Genomic DNA, 25,889 nt, shown 5'->3' on the forward strand with positions numbered 1-25,889 from the left:
ACCCGCTAAAACACTTACAAATCAAGCTTTGTTTTTTGTAAGTATTTTAGCATTTATAGCATAACGTACTGTAATTGAGGTCGCAAACTTTTAACATTTTTAATACATATACGTAACAATTCGCTTCTTAGTTTTAAAAATTATTTTAAAACTATTTCCTACAAAAAAAGAGCTGTCAAAAATGACAGCTCTTTCTCGCTCTAATTTAACGGGAGTTATTTTTTATAACGCTTTCTTCACTCCTGTTTTCTTATCGGTATTAGTTACCTGAACCAGTAAAACTTGGTCCGCAACTTGCACCGGTACCGTTACTTCTTGTGCATTCACATTCGTAACTTGTGTAATTAATCGGCCATGAATATCATAGATAGACACGGTTTCTAGTGTAGTATTGGCTTTAACACTTACTTTACCGTTGGATTTTACCACGGCAAAAGCAGTTGCATCTAATGTTTGATCGATTGTTCCTAATGCATTCTGATACACCAATTCAAAACGGTTTTCAAAAGCACCGGCTTGCGCAGTGAAAGTATACGGACCATTGTTCAAATTGTGATACGTTGACGTTTCATTATCTTTCAAGAAAATATCTTGTGCTGTATCCGCAAACAATCCGTCTTTGTGATCGATAGCAATGGTATAGGTACCCGCAGTAGTTACTTTCAAGTTCATCGGTACAATATCCGACGCATCAAATGGCACTGGACGACCATTCATAATATATTCTGCGCCATTGATTTTTGAATTCAACACCGCAGTACCATCATTAAAGAACTTCGCATCAGTAGCATCAGCACCCAGAGTACCACCCGTGAAATACCCCACCATGGCTTGAGAGAACTCGCCAGCCGCTCCGGTAAGATTCAACCAAATACGGTGTTTCTCGATGGTTTGTGCGCTTGGTACTGTATTACGGAACATTTGGTTGGCATTGTTACCAATTCGTTGCCCGTTATTAAATACGACACTGGTTGAAGCATCTTTGGCTTCTACAAAGAACCCTTGTCCCACTTGAATAGCACCATTTGGATTTTCTGTAAACGGCTGACCGTTATCAGTAAATGTATCGGTAAATAAGTTGTACGAACAATACGAAGGATTTAACGTACTGTTGGTCTTTCTCCAGTAATACAAGGTAGGCTCAATGTTATTCACGTTATCCGCATAGAACTGTGCCATACTTAAAGTTGAAGGATACGGATTACTTACCGCATTGTATCGGAATCCTGCTCCATTATTCGCTAAGTTAACCGTTACCGTACCGTTGTTAGGCACACCGGTAAACGAACCCGTCCAAGTAGCAGGTGCCGTTGGGTGGTTGAACGGTAAACGAATCAAATAGCCTTTTCCAACATTCATTATGTGAGTTGCATAATCCGAAACAAAATTATATGTATTGGTTGCACTGTTGTACGAATAGAAACGAATGGTTGGATTAACCGAAGTCAACGGAGAGAAATTAAAGATATTCTGCGCCGCTACTGGTGAACCCCACAATACATAATCCAAACGCATTAATGGGTTTGTCGTACGTTTCACCACAATATTTCCACTATTTACAGCCGCTGGATTCACTTGAATCAAGTTGGCATTACTATTCACCGTAAAGCTACTTCCAGAAGCAACTGTAATCGCATTTTGTAAGGTTACATTATAACCTGAAGCTACCGTAACCACAGCATTGTTATTTACAGTTAAACTACAAGCCTCCATATTAGAAGTAATGGTCATGTTACCCGCAATGATGGCTGCTTTGGTTGCTGAAGGCGCACCATTGCTCCATGCAGTACCATCCCATGTAGTTGTTTCAATTGTAACTGAAGCGAATTCAGACAAAGTAACTGGACAAATTCCATTGTCAACAGATACTAAATTCAAGGTTTGGGTTGAAGTCGCTCCTGTAACAGTAATGGTAGCAGAACCTCCTGTTAACACGGTAAACGCAGTACCTCCTCCATTTAAATTATAATACAAAATAGCATTCGTTGTTCCTGTTACGGTAAAGGTAACATCACTACCCGGACAAAGTGCCGGTCCGTTAGTCCCTGAAATCGTAGCAGCTGCTAAATCATTTACCGTAATAGTAATGCTGTTCGAGGTAGCTGGCGACCCCACTAAGCAAGGTGTCGCATTGGAAGTCATTTCAACCGTTACCACATCACCATTGGCTAAAGCCGTTGTGGTGAAAATATCGTTATCAGTACCCACATTGTTTCCATTTACTTTCCATTGGTACGAAGGCGTTGTGCCGCCGTTCGTTGGGGTTGCTGTAAAGGTTACTGAAGTTCCCAAACATATCGTAGTTGCTGTAGAAACAATAGCTACTGAAGCTACTGTAGATGGAGTAACAGTAATAGTTAATGCATTGGATAATGCTGGTGAACCTGCCAAACATGGCGTAGCATTCGAAGTCATCACCACAGTAACAATATCGGTATCCATCAATGTACTTGTAGTAAATGTTGCATTCGTTTCCCCTACTACATCGGAACCGTTCACTTTCCATTGGTAGGTTGGTGATGTTCCTCCGTTAGTTGGTGTTGCGGTAAATGTAACCGCACTGCCAGTACAAACGGTAGTTGAAGCTGTTGAAATAACAACAGAAGCTGTCAATGTTGGATTAACTGTTATCGTAATTGTATCCGAAGTAGCCGGTGAATTTGTCAAACATGGTGTTGCGTTAGAAGTCATCACTACGGTAACTTGATCTCCGTTTACTAATGTTGACGTCGTAAATGTACTCAACACTTCGCCAGGCACATCCGTACCATTGACTTTCCATTGGTAAGTTGGCAATGTACCACCATTGGTTGGTGTAGCCGTAAACGTAACTGCATCACCTGGACAAATTGAAGTCGAGGATGCAGCTATAGCAACAGAAGCTGGTAAACTTGGGTTAACGGTTAATACTGCACCATTCGAAATGAGTACACCGCCACATTCGCCCAATACCTCAACCGTATAGGTGGCCGCATCGGCTAAAGCTACGTTCGAAATTGTATATGTTGAATTCGTCTCACCTGTAATAACATTGCCATCTTTTTTCCATTGGTACAAATAACCACTTGGAGAATTAGCTGCTACAACGGAGAATGTTACCGCATCTGACTGACAAACTGTTTGAGATTGCGGTTGTGTTACAATTACTGTATCTGGTTTCAAACTAATTGAACTAGTAGCACTTTTCGAACATGAACCAATAGTTGCAGTTGCAGTATATGTCGTATTTACAGTTGGCTTTGCATAAACTGTGTTAGCAGATGCCCCTGTGTAAGCGGTAGTTGCTCCAGCATCAGTAAACAAACCAGTTGTCGGAGACCATGTGATAGGAGTTGATATAAAACTTCCTAAAATCATCATAGGTCTATTGGCATTGGTAGTTCCTCCAGTATTCACTGTACATTGAGAAGCTCCACCTCCTGACATAGTACTAACTGCAGTAGGAGTTGATACTGATACTACTGAAGTTGTACCGCCAGTACCTTGGTGACAAACGTTTATTATAATATTCGAATTCCCATCCCATGCAAATGGAGTGTCAAATGTATAGGTATTTACACCTAATACAGGTAATATATTTGTACCACTGTACACAGTAGTGAAACCGGTTGACTGATAAGTGGTACCAGAAAATGCCGTTAAATTGGTATGCGCCATACTGATACTGTAGGTAGACATTGTCCCTGAACCGGCAGTTGTCACCGTAAAGGCTAATGAAGTAATATTTGAAGCAGAGGTAATTCCTGCTGCATTTAACTCCGCTTTAGTTATTAAATATTGCACACGGGATTGATTGGCAGAAGATACAGCCTGACGATAGGGGGTATTCGCAGCTACAGACGAAGCTGCAGCTGTTCCAATAGTAAACGTAGCTGGCAATAATGAGGAAGCGGTCAATGTGGTAACATCAGCACTACAAACATTGGCACTTGTTAAATTTACATTTACGGATCCAGGTGCTGGGTTAACTGTAACTGTTACCGTTTTAGTTATTGAATCTGCACCCAATGTACCGGTAACGGTATAAACAGTAGTTGTTGTTGGATTTGCATTTACAGTAGCTCCAGATGTGGTATTTAAACCTGTAGCTGGTGACCAAGTGTATGTATATGCTGCTACACTAGACGCTGTTAATGAAGTTGTATCCCCATTACAAATTGTAGCTGAAGATGGTGTAACAGTGATTGGATCAGGAGATAAATTTAATGCGATATCATCCACAAACAAATACCATTGATTTGCTGTACTCATACCATGTATACCAATATAATATACTCCTGTAGTTGCCGGTGTGAAATCATACGTATATTTAGTGTAAGCCACACCTCCCGTTATCGCTGTAGACGATGCAATTACATTAGTCATTCCAGCTGCCGTAGGTGATGTACCATATTTCACTTCAAACAATTCTGTCAATCCTGTATAACCTCTTGCATAAAATGAATAACGATAAGATACACCTCCTGTTAAATTAACACCTGGAATAAACATCCAGTCGTCAGTTGCCAATGAAGCATTATATCGAACACCAGCTTGATTTAGTCCTGAGTTTGGAGTAATAGCTGTCGTGTTCCCAAGTGACGTACTTGTACAGGTAACCCATGCATAGGCGTCCGCATTAGAATTCACAACGGTAAAACATGTTGGCATTGCAGGTACTGTTACACTGTCAAAATTTTGACTATAAGGCACATTTACAGCAACGCAGGAAGTAGTAAATGTACCAGCGCTCAAATAGGCGCTATCACATACTCCATTGTTTGCTTTTACTCTATAATAATATGTTGTTGAAGGAATCAATCCTGTCAAGTCATAAAACACTGCAGTTCCAACTGAGAAAGGTGAACCTAAAATTGGCAAAGTATATGCTGCATCAGTTGTAACTTCTAAACTATATGAAATTGAGGCCGCATTACCTCCCACTGCAGAAGCAGTCCATGAAACTGTAGCACCATTAGCTGTAATATTAGAATTTACAAATGCAGTTGGTGCCGCTGGACATGTGGTTTGGCTAGCAGATACACCTGTAGAATACCATGGAGCTCCAAAACAAGAATTTGTATTGCTTCTTGAAAACACATAATAGTAGTAAGTTGTATTGCTTGTCAATCCTGTATCCGCGAAAGTTAGACCCGTACCATTAACTAAACAGCGGTACGTATTGGCTCCAAATGTATAATTGGTCGCTGTAGTGTAACTTGTACCGTTAACAGGTGTAGGAGCTACAGCACTTGTACTTCTAAATACTACGTAAGCAGTAGGTACTGGTGAAGCAGCGGCATAGTTTACTGTAATTGTAGTAGCGCTTACAGAAGTAAATGCTGACATAGTTGGATTATTTGGTATATCACAAGCTGTTGTGAACGTTCCCGCAGTTGTCCAAATACTTGTACCATTAACACCACAATTAGACTGAACATAAACCGAGTAGGCCGTAGCTGCCGTTAAGCCTGTAACATTGGCAGTTAAAATTCCTGCTGCAACTGAACCAGACAATGCTAATCCCGTTGCCCCACTGCCTGCTGCACCTGAAGTTCTGATCTCATAATTATACCCATCACTAGGAGCAGTCGTTGGTGCTGTCCAGTTTATCGTAGCAGTAGTCAATGCAATATTCGTTGTTGCAGCAATAGTTGGCGAAACACAAGTTGGAACGAAAAGTGAAACGTTATCAATCGCAACTGGTGCTTGAGCACCCGCTGAACTATCGTTGGTCCATTCAAACACCAAACGCATCGTAGTATTAGCAAATGTTGATAAATCTAAAGCAGTGTTGGTATACGTTTGCCAAGTTGATTGCAAATTGTAAAGGGTTCCTAATTGAACTCTTCCTGCAGCTGCAGTAATTGCAGTACCAGCAGTAGGGGTGAATGTAACAGGTACTAACCAAACCTTTAAATAATCAAAAGTTGATTCCCCATTGGCTTTCCAATCAAAAGATAAGGTGGTCAATGTTGTTCCTGCGGGTATTGCAATATCTCTATACGTTTGAACTATACTCGCCGATGTAAGTGTATAAGCATTGGTAACTCCATTATCGTTAGAAATATATAACGCATTGGCGGGATTCCCTGCAGCAGATCCATAAACCCATTTATTCGTAGCAGCACCGTTCACAAAACTAAAATCATTAGTAGCAAAGTTTTGTGTATAAGGAAGTGTAGCCGGTGTTTGTAAAGTTGTAAAAGTTACTTTAGTTGAGTTGGCACTATATAAACCTCCAGCTGGACAAACTTGACGCACATACACATCGTAAGTTGTGGCTGATGTTAAACCAGATAAAACATATGGTGTAGTAGCCGTACTTGTTGCAATTGTACCTCCTGTACCCGCAGTTGCACCTGTACCTGGGGTAAATCCTGTAGCACCATATTCTACAATGTAGTTTCCAGTACCTGTCCAAGTTAAAGTGGCACCTCCTGAGGTTATCGTACCAGCCGCTAAACCAGTAGCTGCCGAACAAACCGTAGCTTGACTGTTCGTTAATGGAGAAGTGGTTAAATATTTTGGACCACCTGTACAAGATGTACTGTTATAAGATAAAACAAAATAATAATACGTTGTTCCAGCAGTTAAACCAGAATCCGTAAATGTTGTACCTGATGGAATAATTACAGTTCCACCTCCCAAAGAGTTTCCTGCTGTGTAAGTAGTACCATCCACAGGATTTCCTGACAAAGTTGATGCGGTACTACGAATTACAATATAGCCTGAAGGTACCGGACTTGCCGCCGTAAATGACCCTGATAATGAAGTGGTAGTAACAGATGAAAAAGTCAACGATGTGGGTTGAGCAGTTGGTGTAGTACATGGAACAATTGAAGTTACAAAATTACCTGCATCCGCTCCCATATCGGTTGGAGTTAAACCCGAACGGGTTTGTCCATCATAGTCGTCGGTAACCGTAGCTATACTCACACCTGAGGCTTCGACGGGTGTAGGATTAGTAGCATGTATATGTAAATCCGGTGTTGCCGAAGTAGGTGAAATAAATTGAGGATTACCACTTACACTATTTGCATCTTGTGCTGTTGCAGTTTGCCAATCTGCTAATGCTGTTCGATCAGAGGTAAGGAAACCTATCAATCCACCTGTTCCTGAAACAAAGTAATCGTTATAATTGGTCGTTCTAGTATTTGGATTAATAATAAAATTAATAGCATAATGTTTTCCTGTCCCCGTTCCATTACTGCGCGCATTAAAGAAGATATTATTGCGAACATCTATCACGTGAGTGGTTGCACCGTTAGATACAAAACAGGAGGAGCTCGCGGTGCCTGTTACACCTGAACCTCCAACATATACACTGTTAAAATAAAAGTTGTTAGTGGCTCCAATTGAATTTAGACCTATGAACGAATGTCCTCCAGTTATTGCTGCTCCATTGGCATCAAATCCGAGTTGAACCATATTATTAGTAATAGTATTTGTACCTGTAGCAACTCCCATAGTTATACCACTTATACTTGAAGGAACAGATGTGTTAGCTGTAAGGTTGTATATACTATTTCTAGTAAAACTATTTGTCAATGTAGATCCGTTGCGAATTCCAATTACCGATACAGCAGTAGCCCCCGAATTTGAATTGGTTAGATTGTAAATCTGATTTTGAGTAACGGTATGATTTGTAGAAGGGAGAATACTAACACCAATAATTGAAGCTGAAGCATTCACCCCAGTTCCTCCTGCAATGGTCATATTGCGGATAATATTCCCTGTAAAAGAACCAATAGAAAGAGTATTAAGAATTCCATTTGATAAAGAACCTGTTGCAGTACTCGTATTGTTAATAGAATTTGCCACAGTTCCACCAATCACATTATTATTACAAGTCCAAGTTGCAGTGCTTGATGTGTTACAACGTAATCCGTAAAACAAAACAGAACCCGTACTTGAATTCGATACAGTAAAACCTCCTATATTATTGGAATTAGATGTCCAGTTGCTTAAACTAAAATTGTACATACCATAAATCTCAGAAGAGGAAATCGAACTTGAAGTATAGGTAATGTTTCCTGTTGAAGCCATATCTCCAATGGTATTTGAATTGGTATTAGCCAATCCAGTATTCACAAGAATACCAATAAATGGAGAGGCTGTATTACCAGTTCCGGAACTCGCCCCTGAAATTGCAATATTCCGAATGGTATTATTCGAAATTGTACTGGCAGTTGTTGTTCCTACTGTATTGATATTAATTGGATAAAATGTTGTTCCAGATACTGTAGTTATTGTATAATTACCTGTACCGCTTGAAGATGCATATCCAATTGTGTTTCCTGTAATTGTATAATTATTACCACTTGAATTTACTATGTAAACCGCAGAGTGATTTGCACCAGTAGTTTGAGTGCGCGCAGCCGTTTGATAAAACTTATTATTAGTAATGCTAATATCTGTAGTACCCGTAGTTACATAAATACCCGTGCTTTGTGCTGCAGCCAGAAAATAGTCATAAATGTTATTGTTATTAATAACAACACCACTGTTGTTTAATGTTGAAGTGGTGTTTGTCCCTCCAAAGTGAAAAGCTTTTGAAGGCAGGGTTGCACCAGCTGGACCTATATTACAATTGGATATGGTATTATTATCATTACCAACGGTCACCGCACTAGCACCAAAAAATATTGTCCCTCCATTTGTACCTACTGGAACTGTAGAAGAACCTAATACTGTACAATTCGTTATCGTATTATTTGTTGCATCGCCAGTAAATGAAAACGTACAAGTTCCAGAAGTAGCTGCCGTTGATAAATTGGAAATTGTTAACGAATTTCCATTCGCATTTAACCCATTTATTGTTACATTATCAGCACCACTTAGGGAGATTAAAGCTCCTGCCACAGTACCACTAATAGTTCTTGCCCCATTGGGGTTTATCGTTAAGGCAGTCCAAGCCGCAGAGTTATTTAACCCTGTAGTTCCGGGTTCTGTAGTGACATTGGCAGTTACTAAAACAGTTACTGTACCCGTATGCACTGAACCAGCATTCAATACAGCAAATAATCCTGTTGTTGCTGTAGTTAATGTAGCATAACCTACTGCTGTGTTAGCTGAAGTACCCCCTGTTGAAGTAACAATATAGGCGCCTGTAGCTGGTGTCCAAGAATAATTGGATCCACTGTTATTATTTAAATTTAATGTCGACATATCATGAGCGGTTTGCCCATAAGTAGTAACATCACCATTAATTTGTGATAATGTTTTGTTACTTGTATACACATAAAAACTCACAGCTGAAGCTTGCCACGGAATGGTTGCTGTCCAAGTAGTACCCGAACCAGTAGCTTGAACCAGTGTAGAAGACGTGTAGCTGTTCGTGCTGTAACGAACATATATATTTTCTGACGCATTGGGTGTTCCCGAAGTGGTAATCGTTACCAAACGAGAACCAAAAGTTCCCGCAGTTTGAGTTACACTGCTTACAGAAACCGGATTGTATGTAGTTTCCAACAACTGCATGATATTATCTGCAGTGGCATTGTTGGTCACATTAAAAGTATAATAATTACCATTGGTAATTGCCGGCAATTGACCATCAGCTCCACCTCCACCACTATTATATCGTGCACCATTCGCAAAACCAACTGGAATATAGGTATTGGCTGATAATACATTATTGGCTGTATAGGGTCTCCAGTTATTAGAATAATCTGGAGCTCCTGTTGAACCTTGGTGAAATGCCCAAGTAGATCCCCCAGAGGCAACGGATTGATTTGCTTGAAAACGAACTTGTTTAAACACTCCTGACATTGTATTCAATGTAAAACGAGAGTTACTAGGAGCAGGTGTAGTACTAGACAAACTTGTATACAACACAGAAGGAGTTTGTCCGTAAGACATCACACTTAAAAAAAGTAGTGCAACAACAGTACACAACTTTTTCAATCCTCGAAATTGGAATTGATTTTGATTTGAAGCTGGGTAATAATTATCCATAATTCATATTAGTTTTAGAGTAACTTCTAATTGATACCCTATTGAAAATGAGTTCAATTAGGGGGTGGTAAAATTAAGTGAAAAAACCATTTCTTCAAGCGGTTTTTTTAACATTTCAAACAAAATCGATGTACAACCTTTTTTACCGACCAACAACATTCGCCAATTCCCAAAAACGTTCTTTTTGTGCAGTTTATGGAGGAATTCGTGTCGAATTTCGCTACAATTTCTTGTAGTACTTTTGCATATAAGTAAGAATTTTACCGTAGAGAAGTGTTAAAAAAGTGCAGTTTATCGATATTTTAAAATACTGATGTATACCCTTCAAAAAATGATGAAATAACTAAAGTAAATCACTCGTTTTTTTGTTGTGTGGAACTAAACTGGGAAGGTATTGATCAGTCATCAGTTAACACTGAACACTGTGTATTTTCTTCTAGTTTGGTTGCGGTTTGGTTGCGGTTTGGTTGCGGTTTGGTTCGGGGTTGTGCCACAGTTGTGCCACAGTTGTGCCTCTAAACCCTGGGAAAAAGGCATCTTGTAAGGCTTGAAAATGGGACAAGTTTCGAAGGAAAACAAAAGGAAAGTGAATGATAATGTGTCAATGAGTCAATGTGATGCACTGGCCCAATTCCACTTTTAAACAACCTCAACTTTTGAACCCATCCACCCGAAACTCTTCTAGCCACTAAGGCACTAAGTCACTAAGCTTTTAAGTAATAGAAAACGTCAGCTTACACCGAGCTAACTTGAAACCTGAAACTTTTTAAAACTGCTGAGATTCTGAGCCGCTGAGCTGCTGAGAATTTCCAAACTTGAGTTCACTAGAATCCAACTTGAAACCTGAAACATAACATAACTTATTGAATACACTTTTAAACCGATCAATTGAAAATATCACAAAAAAAAGGGAGCCCTTTCGAACTCCCTTTTTCAATGTATAAAAGATGCTTTATCGTTTAATCACACGCAGTGTTTTAATATTCTCACCTTGCGTTAAGATGACGTTGTACACCCCTGCTGGGAAGTTTGCCCCTACTTCTGTGCTCTCTACTGAATCGGATGAAACGGTTTTAGTCTCTACTAATTTACCTAACATATCATACACTTGAATCGTATAGTCTTCGGTACTTGCTGAATTCACTTTGAAATAGCAATTCTCCGCAAATGGGTTCGGATAAACCGTCGCTTCAAAAGCCATTGGTTCCGCACTTGTTTCTACTGCTCGTGCAATCATAGGAACTAGAATCGAGCACGTTTTACTAAACGATCCAAAATCAGGTTGGTTGGGCATTTTCACCGCCACTTGCACCGAATAGGTTTCACCAGGAACCAAGCCAGGGAAATCGGTCAATCGGAAGTAGTTCGCATTTTTGTCTACACTATAGTCATAACTCTGCCCCACATTATACAAACGGTAACGGTATTGTACCGCATTTCGAACCAAAGTCGCACTGATATTCTCAGCATAACTCATAACCGCATAGTCATTACATTGCGTGGCCCGCAATTCCGTATTGGGGTGTTTTGGAGCTTGAATGGTACAAGCTGGACCGTACGCCATAAATACACCGTCTAAGTTGCGAATCGCACACGAAACGCTGTAGTTGGCATCATAAAGGAAGTCGGTCACCTGATCAAAAGAGAAGTAACGCAAACCGCTCGTTAACACTTGTGTGCTTACTACATTGTTGCTCGCATCCAAACGTTGGACTTGGTAACGGTAAACTGATACTAAGGCAACTGCCGAACTGGTAACTTGTGTTGTTGTATTCGAGATTTGAGTTCCACAAGAAGCCACTGTACTTAATGGTGTTGGCGTGAACACATAGAAAGCTGGCGCATAGTTCGGTTGCCATACATTGTTAATGCGCACAGTCGATTCAACCTTATACTTCGCACCATAGGCATAATTGGACAAATTGGACAAGAACAAATTACGTAACCCCATATCCACCGTAACAGGAGCTGACATTGGGGTGTCATCGGCTGGATTCACACGGGTAACTACATAACGGTAGCCTTGTGCATTCGCAACTAAGCTCGTGATAATTGAAGCGCCATAAGTAATGGTTGAGTTGGGTACTGTTGCCGCGGGTGTTGTATAAACAGGTATACAACCTCCGGATAAGCCAATGTTATCGATGTTACCGTTACAGTCGTTGTCTAAACCATCGTAACACACATCCACTGCTCCGGGGTTTACGTTTGCACGTGTATCATCGCAGTCGGTGTTATTGGTAACATAGCCAGCCATAAATTGACAAGCAGAAACCGTTGGATCCCCAAAACCATCGCCATCAGCATCTCTAAAATAAGGCGAACCTGCACCTATGGTCGGATTTGCATCATTGCAATCGGAATTATTTGCAACACCACAGGGAGCAAAAATCATACTTCCAAATCCGTCACCATCCGCATCTACATATTGAAGTTGATTGTCGTTACAATCATTATTATTAACTACCCCACAAGCCACCAAAACATTGCGCCCAAAGCCATCACCGTCGGCATCCATGTATTGCAATTGGAAATCATTACAATCGGAATGATTATTGGGACCACAAGCGGCAAAGATTGTACTGCCGTACCCATCGCCATCGGCGTCTACGTATTGGAGTTCGTTGTCGTTACAATCGATATTATTCGTCACCCCACAAGCCACCAATACATTGCGGCCAAAGCCATCACCGTCGGCATCCATGTATTGCAATTGGAAGTCATTACAATCGGAATTATTATTGGGACCGCATGCGGCAAAGGTCGTACTTCCGTACCCATCGCCATCAGCATCCACGTATTGAAGTTCGTTGTCGTTACAATCGATATTATTGATCACTCCACAAGCCACCAAGACATTGCGACCAAAGCCATCGCCGTCGGCATCTTGGTATTGCAATTGGAAATCATTACAATCGGAATTATTATTAGGGCCACACGCAGCAAAGGTTGTACTACCGTACCCATCGCCGTCGGCGTCTACGTATTGGAGTTCGTTGTCGTTGCAATCGATATTATTAGTCACCCCACAAGCCACCAAAACATTACGACCAAAGCCATCGCCGTCGGCATCTTGGTATTGCAACTGACTGTCATTACAATCAGAATTATTATTGGGACCGCAAGCCGCAAAAGTTGTACTACCATACCCATCGCCATCGCCGTCAACGTATTGGAGTTCGTTGTCGTTGCAATCGATATTATTAGTCACCCCACAAGCCACCAAAACATTACGACCAAAGCCATCGCCGTCGGCATCTTGGTATTGCAACTGACTGTCATTACAATCAGAATTATTATTGGGACCGCAAGCGGCTAAAGTAGTTCCACCATACCCATCACCATCAGCGTCTACGTATTGGAGTTCGTTGTCGTTACAATCGATATTATTGGTCACTCCACAAGCCACCAAAACATTGCGACCAAAGCCATCGCCGTCGGCATCTTGGTATTGCAATTGATTGTCATTACAATCAGAATTATTATTAGGGCCACAAGCGGCTAAGGTTGTACTTCCAAAACCATCGCCATCAGCGTCAACGTATTGGAGTTCGTTGTCGTTGCAATCGATATTATTAACTACCCCACAAGCCACCAAAACGTTGCGACCAAAACCATCACCATCTGCATCTTGGTATTGCAATTGGTGATCATTACAATCGGAATGATTATTGGGACCGCAAGCGGCTAAAGTTGTTCCACCATACCCATCGCCATCAGCGTCAACGTATTGGAGTTCGTTGTCGTTACAATCGATATTATTGGTCACTCCACAGGCTACCCAAACGTTGCGTCCAAAGCCGTCTTCATCCACATCTAAATATTGAATTTGGCCATCATTACAATCTACATTGTTCGAGGCTCCGCAGGCAACAAGCACCTGACTCCCATAACCGTCACCATCGGCATCCAAATATTGCAATTGATTATCATTACAATCGGATGCATTTGTAACACCACAAGCTACTAATATAGCATTCCCGAAACCATCGCCATCAAAGTCTAAATATTGCAATTGGGAATCGTCACAATCGGCAGCATTGGAAACACCGCAGCCAGTAAGGGTTGTACTTCCAAATCCATCCCCATCGGCATCGACATATTGGAGTTGATTATCATTACAGTCGTTTGTATTGGCAACATAACCAACAGGCGCTCCGAGACAAGATGTTGTAGACGAATAGGGAACGCCAAAGCCATCACCATCGGCATCGACATAATAGGTTTGGACTGCATTTATTGTAAAATTGGCTTTAAAATTAGCGCCATTATTACTCGCGTATTGCGTCCCCGCACAACTTGTTACTTGATCGGAATACACTTCCAACACATAATTTCCAGGCGATAAAGTAGACGTTAGATCCACATTGAGGTTGGTAGCACTCCATTGTTGATCACGTCCGCCGCATCCATTGGCAAAATCAGAAGTGAAATTAAGTCCCACAGCTGAAAATGCTCCGCTGCTTCCATTGACTAAATACACCCGATAATACAAATGCGTACTGGAAATGTCACATCCGCCACATTTCCAATTGTTATGTTCAGCTCCTTTCAAAAAAAGGCCTGAAGATCCTGCACAATATATTCCTAACTGTGCATTATCAAAATCGGGATTTGCTGTTGTGGCTTGAAGATCGTAGAAGGTATCTCCATTCCCATTATTCAATACAACATACGTGGTATTGAATCCGGCCGACTGACTTCTAACGTGTAATCCGCTGAATAAGAGCAAGAACAGGCCTGCTTTAAAAAATAATTTTTGTCTCATAAGAAGAATTTTAGGGTTAACTAGGTTACTTATGAGATTTGAGGTTATGAGACAAAACTACAGGCTTTGCTGTTGGGCAGCAATACGACGTTTTTCGTATTTGCATAAAAAAAACCTCCCGAAGGAGGTTTTTATTGTTTTGATAAAAAAATCAATTATCGTTTAATCACACGTAGTGTTTTGATATTCTCACCTTGCGTTAAGATCACATTGTAAACCCCTGCTGGGAAGTTAGCCCCTACTTCTGTGCTTTCCACTGAATCGGATGAAACGGTTTTTGATTCCACCATTTTACCCAACATATCATATACTTGAATTGTATAATCTGCTGTGCTTGCTGAATTCACTTTGAAATAGAAGTTCTCTGCAAATGGGTTCGGATAAACCGTCGCTTCGAAGCTAATTGCTTCAGCTGCTTGTGTATCCTCGATGGTACGAGCTGCAGTTGGAGCAATGATAGTACACGTTTTTCCGAATGGACCAAAGTCAGGTTGACCTGGCATGCTCACTGCTACTTGAACAGAATACGTTTCTCCAGGAACTAAACCTGGGAAATCCGATAAACGGAAGAAGTTGGCATTTCTGTCTACACTATAGTCATAGCCCTGATCAATATTATACAAACGGTAACGGTATAGAACGGCATTACGAACTAAGTTCGCATAGATAAATTCATTATTGTTCAACACTTGATAATCGTTACATTGTGTAGCGCGAACTTCACTAGTTGGGTGTTTCGGTGCTTGAACAGTACATGCAGGACCGTAAGCCATAAACACACCGTCTAAGTTGCGGATCGCACACGATACGCTGTAGTTAGCATCGTAACGGAAATCGGTTACTTGTTCGAATGAGAAGTAACGTAATCCACTTGTAATTACTTGTGTACTTACTACGTTGTTACTTGCATCCAAACGTTGTACTTGATAACGGTAAACCGATACTAAGGCAACGGGTGAACTTGTAACTTGCGTAGTCAAATTAGAGATTTGAGTACCACAAGAAGCCACTGTACTTAATGGTGTTGGCGTGAACACGTAGAATGCAGGAGCATAGTTCGGCTGCCATACGTTATTGATACGAACCGTAGTTTCAATTTTAAACTTCGCACCATATGCGTAGTTAGACAAGTTAGACAAGAACAAGTTACGCATACCCATATCCACAGTTACTGGAGCTGACATTGGTGTATCATCTGCAGGATTCACACGGGTAACCACATAACGGTATCCTTGACAGTTCGCCACTAAACTCGTAATGATAGATGCACCATAACTGATGGTTGAGTTAGGAACAGTAACCGCTGGTGTTGTATAAATTGGAATACAACCACCTGGCAATCCGATGTTGTCGATGTTACCGTTACAGTCGTTGTCGATACCGTCATAACATACATCTACAGCACCAGGATAAATGGTATTTGATGCATCGTTACAATCTAAATCATTAGCAACATATCCAACTAATGGCAAACAAGAAACAATAGAACTTGCTGGATTACCGTAACCGTCATTATCGGTATCAGCATAGTAAGTAGTATTAGATAACAAGGTAATTACAGCAGACCCTGTATTACCTGTACCCACTAAAGAATTTGCGTCAGTGATTGAAACAATAGAATACGTTGTAGTAGAAGCTGGAGTAACAACAATACTTGAACCAGAAACATAATTGGATTCTGTGTAATTGTTAGTTCCGTCAGTATATACTAATGTATAAGGACTTCTTCCTCCTGTGATAGCAACATTAATTACAGCACTATCTCCAGAACAAATTGAAGTAGTTCCATTCATTGTTGCTGCTGTAGAACCTGTGATTAAACTTGTAGTTCCGTAAAGAATAATATTATTCACATTCGTTGCTGTATCAAAACCTCCAGTTCCTGCTGCACCTGTAGCATTGTATGCATAAACACGGAAAGTAGTAGCAGATTGAACATCCCCTAAAGAAGACATTACTAGACTATTGAAAGCAGAGGTACTTGCAGTCACCCCATTTAATACGGCGATATCAGTAGCATAATTGTTGATCGAAGAACGAATCGCAATTGAACTTGGCCCTGTACCTGAACGATCCCAAACAAAACTTAAAGATGTTGGAGTAAATTGATAACCTGCATTAGGGGTTACTGTAAATTGATAATATTTAGTAGCATCAATTGTAGTCGTTAAAGGCCAGTTTGAACCTCCTAGACGGTTCGCATTTCCTGCAGTAGTAATTCCTGCAACTGTAATATTGGATGATGAAACAAAATTATTATTGTAAACACTTGGCTCAGTTGTTTCTGTTCCCGCGTTACTAAAAGTATTCCACATTAAAATAGCAGGTTGTGTAATATTTGCTGTTAAACCTGTTGGCTGTGTTAATGAATAATTACCCGCATCAGCACCTCCTAATGTTGAGGTTGACGTTACAGCAATACCTGTTCCTTGTGCTGAAGTAGCAAAAGTTCCTGTTCCATTTAAGGTAACAACATCTCCAGACACTACACCAGAAAGTGTACCTGTAATTACAGCTGCAGTAGTACCATCAAAAGGTTTATTTTGTGCAGCAGCACCTGTAATAGTTAACGTTTTTGCAGTAATATCAGCCGTCAAACCTGTTAGTTGAGTTACTGTATAATTTCCAGCTGCTGCGCCATTCAATGTCAATGTTAATGAAACTGGTTTTGCAGTACCTACTGTTTTCGTTCCAAAAGTAGCAACACCTGTGAAACTCACTACATCGGTATTGTAAATACCATTTAATGTACCGCCAGTATAAGTGGCCGATGTATTGCCATCGTAAATTTTATTGACAATTGATAATCCATCAACAGTCAACACTTTAGCTTCTACTGTAAGTACTAATACATCTGAACCAGTACCTCCAACATTTGTAGCCTCCAAAATAATCGAATAATTCCCAGGCGCTGCAGTCAAAACACCTGAAATTTCACCAGTTGTTGTATTTACAGTTAATCCTGCAGGCAAGTTGGTCGCATTATAAGATGAAGGAGCATTTGTTGCAGTAATAAAATAATTAAATGCAGTTCCATACGTTACTGTTGCTGTTAAAGCACTTGAAATTACAGGCGATGGTTCTGAAGTAATATCTGCAACTAAACCTGAGGGTTGTGTTAATGAATAATTTGAAGAAGCACTTCCTGTAATAGTATACCCACTTACAGTTACGGGAATATCTGTTGCAACAGCTGAAGAAGTAAAGGTTGCTACAGGAGTTCCTCCTAAAATAACATTGGCTTCATCACCAGTAACAACACCAACCAATGAAGGTGTACCTGTAATGGTAGCATCGGTATTTCCATCAACTACTTTATTCGCAATTGAAATTCCGTTAATTGTTAATGTTTTTGGAGTTACTGTACTTGAAGCAGTAGCCACATTTACAGAAGTAGCTCCTGTTGTAGACAATACGATATCGCCTGAGTAAGGAGAACCTGCCACTGAAGCATTAGCGGCTAAACGCACATAAACAGGAACGTTTGTGATGTTTCCTGCAGCACCTACAGTAGCTGTCGACCCAAATCCAGATCCTGAAGTTGCAGAAACTTCAAATCCCGCTGGAGCCGTTGCTGTTACACCACTTAATAAATAAGTACCTGAAACAGTGAATGAAGTTTCAGTTGAAGCCGTGCCATAAGTTGTAGACAATGCGGCGGGAGAACCACTCGTTGAGAAAGATGGCGCTGGTGCCACACCTGTATATCCTTTAAGTACCACGTTATTGGTTGATACAGCACAATCGAATCCACCTGTTCCAGTTAAGGCTGTCGCTTGATAACCATAAATACGGAATGTTGTAGGAGTTGAGATTGCTGATAAACCAGAAATCGCAATTGTACGAACTGCTGAAGTGTTTGCTGTTAATCCAGTAACGGCTCCAATATTTGAAGCATATCCATCTACTGAAGAACGTAAAGCTACACTTGAAGGTCCGCTACCAGAGAAATCCCAAATAAATTCAAACGATGTTGGTGTAAATGTAAATCCGGCATTAGGAGTTACGGTAAATTGGATATACTTTGAAGTATCAATAGTTGCCCCTACTGTCCAATTGGTTCCCCCTAAACGGTTACCGTTTGAAGCAGGAGTAACTGTACTTCCTGTATAATTTAAAGACGCTGAACCAATATTTGCTTCATTAGAAGTGCTTGGCTCTGTCGTTTCAGTACCCGCATTTCCAAATGTATTCCATTGTAATAAAGCAACAATAGCAGGACTAATATTGGCTGTTAAACCAGTTGGTTGTGTCAAATAATAGTTACCTGCATCTGCACCACCAATGGTTGATGTAGAAGTCACGGCGATATTGTTACCAATTGCTGATGAAGCAAAAGTTCCTGTTCCAGAAAGTGTCACCACATCTGAACCAGCAATACCCGAAAGTGTCCCCGTAATTACTGCATTAGTATTCCCATCAAAAGTCTTGTTTTGTGCAGCAGCACCTGTAACAGTTAACTCTTTTGCTGTAATATTTACAGTTAAACCAGAAGGTTGTGTCAAGCTATAATTACCAGCTTGAGCACCATTTAAGGTCAATGCAAAAGTTACGGGTTTATTTGAACCTATAACTTTATCAACCATAGTAGCCGACCCTGTAAATGATACGGTATCTGAACCATAAACTCCTTCCAACGATCCACCTGTGTAGCTCACAGATGTAGTAGCATCATAGATTTTATCTACTGTTGCAATTCCTGAAATTGTTAAGGATTTTGCATTAATTGTCAACGACAAAGTTGCCGTTCCATCACCACCTGCATTCGTAGCTACTAAACCAATGTTATATACACCTGGTGCAGCAGTAGGAATACCCGAAATTTCACCTGTTGCTGTATTGATTGATAAACCAGCAGGTAAATTGGTGGCATTGTAAGATGTAGGTGAATTATCTGCAACAATTTGATAGGTATAAGAAGTACCATAAGTTGCCGTAGCCGTTAAGGCACTGCTGATTGTTGGCACAGGCGAAGAGGTAATCGTAATCGTACCATTCGCTGCGGCAAAATTATAATTCGCAGCTGTTAATCCAGAAACATCTGGAGTAATTGTAATTCCGGCTGTTGCGGCTGGAGTTGTATCCGTATAATTTGTAGTGTAGGAAACAGTACCTGAAACAACACTACTAGTATCTCCATTGAAAAAACCTGATAAGGAATACGTACCTGCTCCAGTTACAGTAGCCACAGCTGTTCCTTGTGCTACTGCTTGATTGCCGGCAGTTGCGGTTAAAGTGGCTTTAGAAACACTATTCCCTGATGCTGCGGTTGTAATATTTACTGCAGTTGCTCCAGTTGAAGACAATACAATATTTTGATTATTATAAGAACCACCAACTGTAGCAGTTGCACTCATACGAATATATAAAGTTCCATTGGCTGTTCCTCCAGATTGGGTGAATGTGGCTGTCGTGCCAAATGTGGTATTATCCGAAGACACTTCAAATCCTGTTGGTGCAGTTGCAGTGATATTCGCAGAAAGACCAGAACCAGATATTAAAGATGTTTGCGATGGTGTTGCAACTCCATAAGTAGTTGAATATGCCAATAAAGAGGTAGTGCTTGAAGATATTGAAGCAGCACTTGGTACTGCAGAAGCCCATGATGTTGCTATTCGAATACCGTCAATTGTAGCACCTGGAGGTGTCCCCTGACGAATGTAAAATGCACTTGGATTTACATCGGCAGCTGTAGGGTCTGGAGCTGTAATATTTGCAGTACCCTCAGTACCATTTAGTGCTGGATTAATAAACACACTTACCGTATCATTCGTTGTTCCTGAAATAATTGAGTATTTAATTACAACTAAATAAGTAGTGTTTAGCGAGTAAGTAAAACCTGTAAATGTAGCACTTGCTACAGCTGCATTTTTGGAAATTCCAAAAGCCAAATTGTTAGAAGCATCTCTTTTAACAAAGAATCTTCCCACAAAGGATGATGCACCTGTACCCAAATGGATAAAATAATCTCCAGTTGTAGTTGCAGAACTTACATTAACCAAGAATGCTGCATAAACATTACCTGAAGTTTGAGCTGTATAAGTTCTGTTTACGTCAGCTACCCCAGTTGTTGAGATAGTAACAGCCCCTCCTACACCTGAGCCTGGGTAACCTGGATAAGTAAGACCAGATGTTGTAAACTGAGGATAAAAGGTACTACCACTATGTGCAGTCCAATTCCCTCCCGAAGCTGTTGTAATATCTCCGGCAGTAGAATAACTAAAATTTTCTGTTAACAACTGAGCATGACCCAATTGGAAAAGAAACATCAATAAGACCAAGAAAAACTTGTTCTTATTGAAAAATTGTAGATTTTTACGCATAATTAAAGATGTTGATTTTGCACAAAATTAAAAACTAAAACCCTGAAAACAGCTATTTTATGTTAGCTTTTTGTTAACAATCCGCAACTGTTTCATACGTCGATTAAATTGGTTTTTTGTCGGTTATTTTAGTTTATTTTAATAAAAAAACTCCTCTATTTCTAGAGGAGTTTTTCTGTATTAGGCTTGTCCTGTCGGACCGAAATTTAAAGGAGTTGGCGGTAAATCCGTTTCTTTAATTTCTCCATGGGCTTGTTCAAATCGATGAATATTCTCTGCCATCGCTTTCAACAACCGTTTGGCATGTTGAGGCGTTAAAATAATTCGCGATTTTACTTTTGATTTTGGCACACCAGGCATGATGGTCACAAAATCCAATACAAACTCAGAGGGCGAATGGTTGATAATGGCAAGGTTGGAATAAATTCCTTCCGCTGTTTTCTCATCCAATTCGATGTTGATCTGTCCGGGTTGCAATTCTTCGCTCATGATTAGTAAACGTATTCTTCTTTGTTAGCCATCAATTCGTTGTAATCGTCTTTCGAACCAACGATAATGTTATCATAATCACGCATACCGGTACCGGCTGGGATTCTATGACCTACAATAACGTTTTCTTTCAAACCTTCTAATTGGTCTACTTTACCTGCAACTGCAGCCTCATTCAATACTTTAGTTGTTTCCTGGAAGGAAGCTGCTGAGATGAATGATTTTGTTTGTAACGAAGCACGTGTAATACCCTGAAGCACTGGAGTTGCTGTAGCCATAACTGCATCACGAGCAACAACCAAGTTCTTATCATTACGTTTTAACACGGAGTTTTCATCGCGTAAATCACGTGGGCTTACAATTTGACCGGGTTTCAAATTCTCAGAATCACCAGCATCTTCAACCACTTTCATTCCGTACAATTTGTCATTTTCAACCATAAAGTCGCTAGTGTGCGCCAATTGTTCTTCCAAGAATAAAGTATCTCCTGGATCTTGGATTTGTACTTTACGCATCATTTGACGAATCACCACTTCAAAGTGTTTGTCGTTGATTTTTACCCCTTGCAAACGGTAAACCTCTTGAATTTCATTTACCAAATACTGTTGAACAGCCGATGGCCCTTGGATTCGTAAGATATCTTCTGGAGTAATCGCTCCGTCAGACAATGGCATACCTGCTTTCACGAAGTCATTTTCTTGAACTAGAATCTGACTTGATAATTTCACTAAGTATTTACGAACATCACCGAATTTAGATTCAATGATAATTTCGCGGTTACCTCGTTTGATTTTACCGAAAGAAACAACTCCATCAATTTCAGAAACCACTGCTGGATTTGAAGGATTACGCGCTTCTAATAACTCGGTAATACGTGGAAGACCTCCTGTGATATCCCCAGCTTTCGAAGAACGACGTGGGATTTTCACTAAGATTTTACCGGCTTTAATTTTCTCGCCATCTTCTACCATAAGGTGTGCCCCTACTGGTAAGTTGTATGAACGAATTAATTCTCCGTCTTTTCCATAGATCAATAAGGTCGGAATCAATTTTTTATTTCTTCCTTCAGAAATTACTTTCTCTTGGAATCCGGTTTGTTCGTCGATTTCAACTTGGAACGTTTGTCCTTGTTCTAAATCTTCGTAAGCAATTTTACCTGTAAACTCAGATACAATTACCCCGTTATATGGATCCCATTTACACAAAGTAGTTCCTTTTTCAACTACATCCCCATCTTTCACAAAAATGCTAGAACCGTAAGGAATGTTGTGTGTATTTAATACGATACCTGTTGTAGCATCGATCAATTTTAATTCAGTTGAACGAGAGATTACGATATCCACTTGGTTTCCTTCGCTATCTTCTCCTTTAACCGTTTTCAAATCTTCAATTTCAAGTCGACCGCCAAAACGTGCTACGATTGATGATTCTTCAGAAACACCTCCTGCAACCCCTCCAACGTGGAAAGTACGAAGTGTCAACTGTGTACCTGGCTCACCGATGGACTGTGCAGCAATTACACCTACAGCCTCACCTTTTTGAGTCATTTTACCCGTTGCTAAGTTTCTTCCGTAACATTTTGCACAGATTCCTTTCGTTGCTTCACAAGTTAATGGAGAACGCACCTCTACCCTTTCGATTGGTGATTCTTCAATTTCACGCACTACAGCTTCCGTGATTTCTTCACCTGCTGCAATAATTACTTGAGAAGTTAACGGATTAATTACATCATGTAATGTCACACGACCTAAAATACGCTCACCAAGAGTTTCAACGATTTCTTCGTTTTTCTTCAAAGCCGTTACTTCAATACCACGTAATGTACCACAATCAACCGAGTTCACAATTACATCTTGGGAAACGTCATGTAGACGACGTGTTAAGTATCCTGCATCCGCCGTTTTTAACGCCGTATCCGCGAGACCTTTACGCGCACCGTGGGTTGAGATGAAGTATTCCAAAATCGAAAGACCTTCTTTAAAGTTAGAAAGAATCGGGTTTTCGATAATTTCTCCACCACCTGCAGTTGATTTTTTCGGCTTCGCCATCAAACCACGCATACCGGTTAACTGACGAATCTGCTCTTTCGAACCACGTGCTCCTGAATCCAACATCATGTATACTGAGTTAAATCCTTGTTGGTCTTCACGAATATTCTTCATTGCCAATTCAGTCAACAAAGCATTGGTAGAAGTCCACACGTCGATTACTTGATTGTAACGCTCATTATTTGTGATAAGACCCATGTTATAGTTCATGGTAATTCCGTCCACTTGTTCACGAGCATCCGCAATCAAATCGTCTTTTTTCTCTGGTACTTTAATATCTCCTAATGAGAAGGACAATCCACCTTGGAAGGCGAATTTGTATCCCATATCTTTAATATCATCTAAGAATGCAGCCGTAGTAGGTACATTCGTAGTAGCTAAGATTTTACCAATGATATCACGCAATGACTTTTTCGTCAATACTTCATTGATATAACCCGCTGCTTCTGGCACCACTTCGTTGAACAATACACGTCCGGCAGTTGTTTGGATAATTTTGTATACCAATTCGCCATTTTCGTTGAAATCTTTCGTTCTGATTTTAACGCGTGCATTTAACTCTAATCGTCCTTCATTCAAAGCAATATTTACTTCTTGAGCCGAATAGAATGTTAAGCCTTCTCCTTTAATAGTTAATTCTGGAGTAGACAAACGCTCTTTGGTCATATAGTACAATCCAAGTACCATGTCCTGAGAAGGAACGGTGATTGGCGCACCATTAGCTGGGTTCAAGATATTGTGAGAAGCCAACATTAACAATTGGGCTTCTAAAATTGCTTCTGGTCCTAACGGTAAGTGAACCGCCATCTGGTCACCGTCAAAGTCGGCATTAAACGCCGTACACGTTAACGGGTGTAACTGAATCGCTTTTCCTTCAATTAATTTTGGTTGGAAAGCTTGGATACCCAAACGGTGAAGAGTGGGGGCACGGTTTAGTAATACTGGGTGACCTTTAATTACATTTTCAAGGATATCCCATACTACCGGTTCTTTTTTATCGATGATTTTCTTCGCCGATTTAACCGTTTTCACGATTCCCCGCTCAATCAACTTACGGATAACGAATGGTTTGTACAATTCAGCTGCCATATCTTTTGGCAAACCACATTCGTACATTTTCAATTCAGGTCCAACGACAATTACCGAACGAGCTGAATAATCCACACGTTTACCCAATAAGTTTTGACGGAAACGACCTTGTTTACCTTTCAAAGAATCCGAAAGGGATTTCAAGGGTCGGTTGGATTCTGTTTTAACGGCAGAAGCTTTACGTGTATTATCGAACAAGGAGTCAACAGCCTCTTGCAACATACGTTTTTCGTTACGTAAGATTACCTCAGGCGCTTTGATTTCCATCAAACGTTTTAAACGGTTGTTACGGATAATCACACGACGGTACAAGTCATTCAAGTCGGATGTCGCGAAACGACCACCATCAAGTGGCACCAACGGACGTAATTCTGGTGGGATAACCGGAATCACTTTCAAGATCATCCATTCTGGACGGTTTTCACGGTTCAAATTAGAATCACGGAAAGACTCCACTACTTGAAGACGTTTTAACGCTTCTGTTTTACGTTGTTTAGACGTTTCATTGTTGGCAGAGTGACGCAATTCGTATGACAAAGCATCCAAATCGGTACGTGCTAACAAGTCCATAATACATTCAGCACCCATTTTAGCGATGAATTTATTTGGATCGTTATCGTCTAAATATTGGTTCTCCATTGGAAGGGTATCTAAAATATTCAAATACTCTTCTTCAGTTAAGAAATCTAATTTTTGTAACGGCTCACCATCTACATTTTTAGCGATACCGGCTTGAATTACCACATAGCGCTCGTAGTAGATGATCATATCCAATTTTTTGGAAGGTAATCCAAGGATATAACCGATTTTGTTTGGTAAGGAACGGAAATACCAAATGTGAGCGATTGGCACTACTAAATTGATATGTCCTACACGGTCGCGACGTACTTTCTTTTCAGTCACTTCCACCCCACAACGGTCACACACGATACCTTTGTAACGGATACGTTTGTATTTTCCACAAGCACATTCGAAATCCTTTACAGGTCCGAAGATACGCTCACAAAATAAACCGTCACGTTCAGGTTTGTGTGTACGATAGTTGATGGTTTCTGGTTTTAAAACCTCACCTCTTGATTCTGCCAAAATAGACTCAGGCGACGCTAGTCCGATCGTGATTTTGTCGAATCTTTTAATGGTATTTTTATCTTTATTTCTGTTGTTCATCTTAGTCGTTTTTAAAATAGTTACAGTTAAAGGGGCCGATCCTTCTCAGCATCGGCCTTCCGGTAC

The 25,889-nt window shown here is 40.4% G+C and carries 5 protein-coding genes; all 5 read right to left on the reverse strand.

The genetic code is table 11. The annotated features are described in order from the left end of the window. Positions 1-222: 222 nt before the first annotated feature. Complete coding sequence (locus OLM45_RS00130) at positions 223-9,939, reverse strand: fibronectin type III domain-containing protein (protein ID WP_264510949.1); 9,717 nt, start codon at positions 9,937-9,939, stop codon at positions 223-225. Positions 9,940-10,891: 952 nt separating this feature from the next. Beyond that, on the reverse strand, positions 10,892-14,707 hold the full coding sequence (locus OLM45_RS00135; protein ID WP_264510951.1) for a T9SS type A sorting domain-containing protein: 3,816 nt from the start codon (positions 14,705-14,707) through the stop codon (positions 10,892-10,894). 155 nt (positions 14,708-14,862) lie between these two features. Beyond that, on the reverse strand, positions 14,863-21,030 hold the full coding sequence (locus OLM45_RS00140) for a YDG domain-containing protein (RefSeq protein ID WP_264510953.1): 6,168 nt from the start codon (positions 21,028-21,030) through the stop codon (positions 14,863-14,865). A gap of 180 nt (positions 21,031-21,210) precedes the next feature. After that, positions 21,211-21,519 carry a DUF3467 domain-containing protein gene (locus OLM45_RS00145; RefSeq protein WP_129461566.1) on the reverse strand — a complete coding sequence of 103 codons (309 nt, stop codon included), beginning with the start codon at positions 21,517-21,519 and terminating at the stop codon, positions 21,211-21,213. Positions 21,520-21,521: 2 nt separating this feature from the next. Further along, a complete protein-coding gene (gene rpoC / locus OLM45_RS00150; protein ID WP_264510955.1) occupies positions 21,522-25,823 on the reverse strand; it encodes a DNA-directed RNA polymerase subunit beta' in 4,302 nt (1,433 codons plus the stop codon). Between the last annotated feature and the right edge of the window lie 66 nt (positions 25,824-25,889).

It is taken from the genome of Flavobacterium sp. N1719, from assembly GCF_025947045.1.
Classification (GTDB): domain Bacteria; phylum Bacteroidota; class Bacteroidia; order Flavobacteriales; family Flavobacteriaceae; genus Flavobacterium; species Flavobacterium stagni.

What these genes read in the sequence shown, in the direction of transcription:
- OLM45_RS00130 (WP_264510949.1), bottom strand. Translation starts at nt 9,939, where the DNA reads ATGGATAATTATTACCCAGCTTCAAATCAAAATCAATTCCAATTTCGA.
- OLM45_RS00135 (WP_264510951.1), bottom strand. Translation starts at nt 14,707, where the DNA reads ATGAGACAAAAATTATTTTTTAAAGCAGGCCTGTTCTTGCTCTTATTC.
- OLM45_RS00140 (WP_264510953.1), bottom strand. Translation starts at nt 21,030, where the DNA reads ATGCGTAAAAATCTACAATTTTTCAATAAGAACAAGTTTTTCTTGGTC.
- OLM45_RS00145 (WP_129461566.1), bottom strand. Translation starts at nt 21,519, where the DNA reads ATGAGCGAAGAATTGCAACCCGGACAGATCAACATCGAATTGGATGAG.
- rpoC (WP_264510955.1), bottom strand. Translation starts at nt 25,823, where the DNA reads ATGAACAACAGAAATAAAGATAAAAATACCATTAAAAGATTCGACAAA.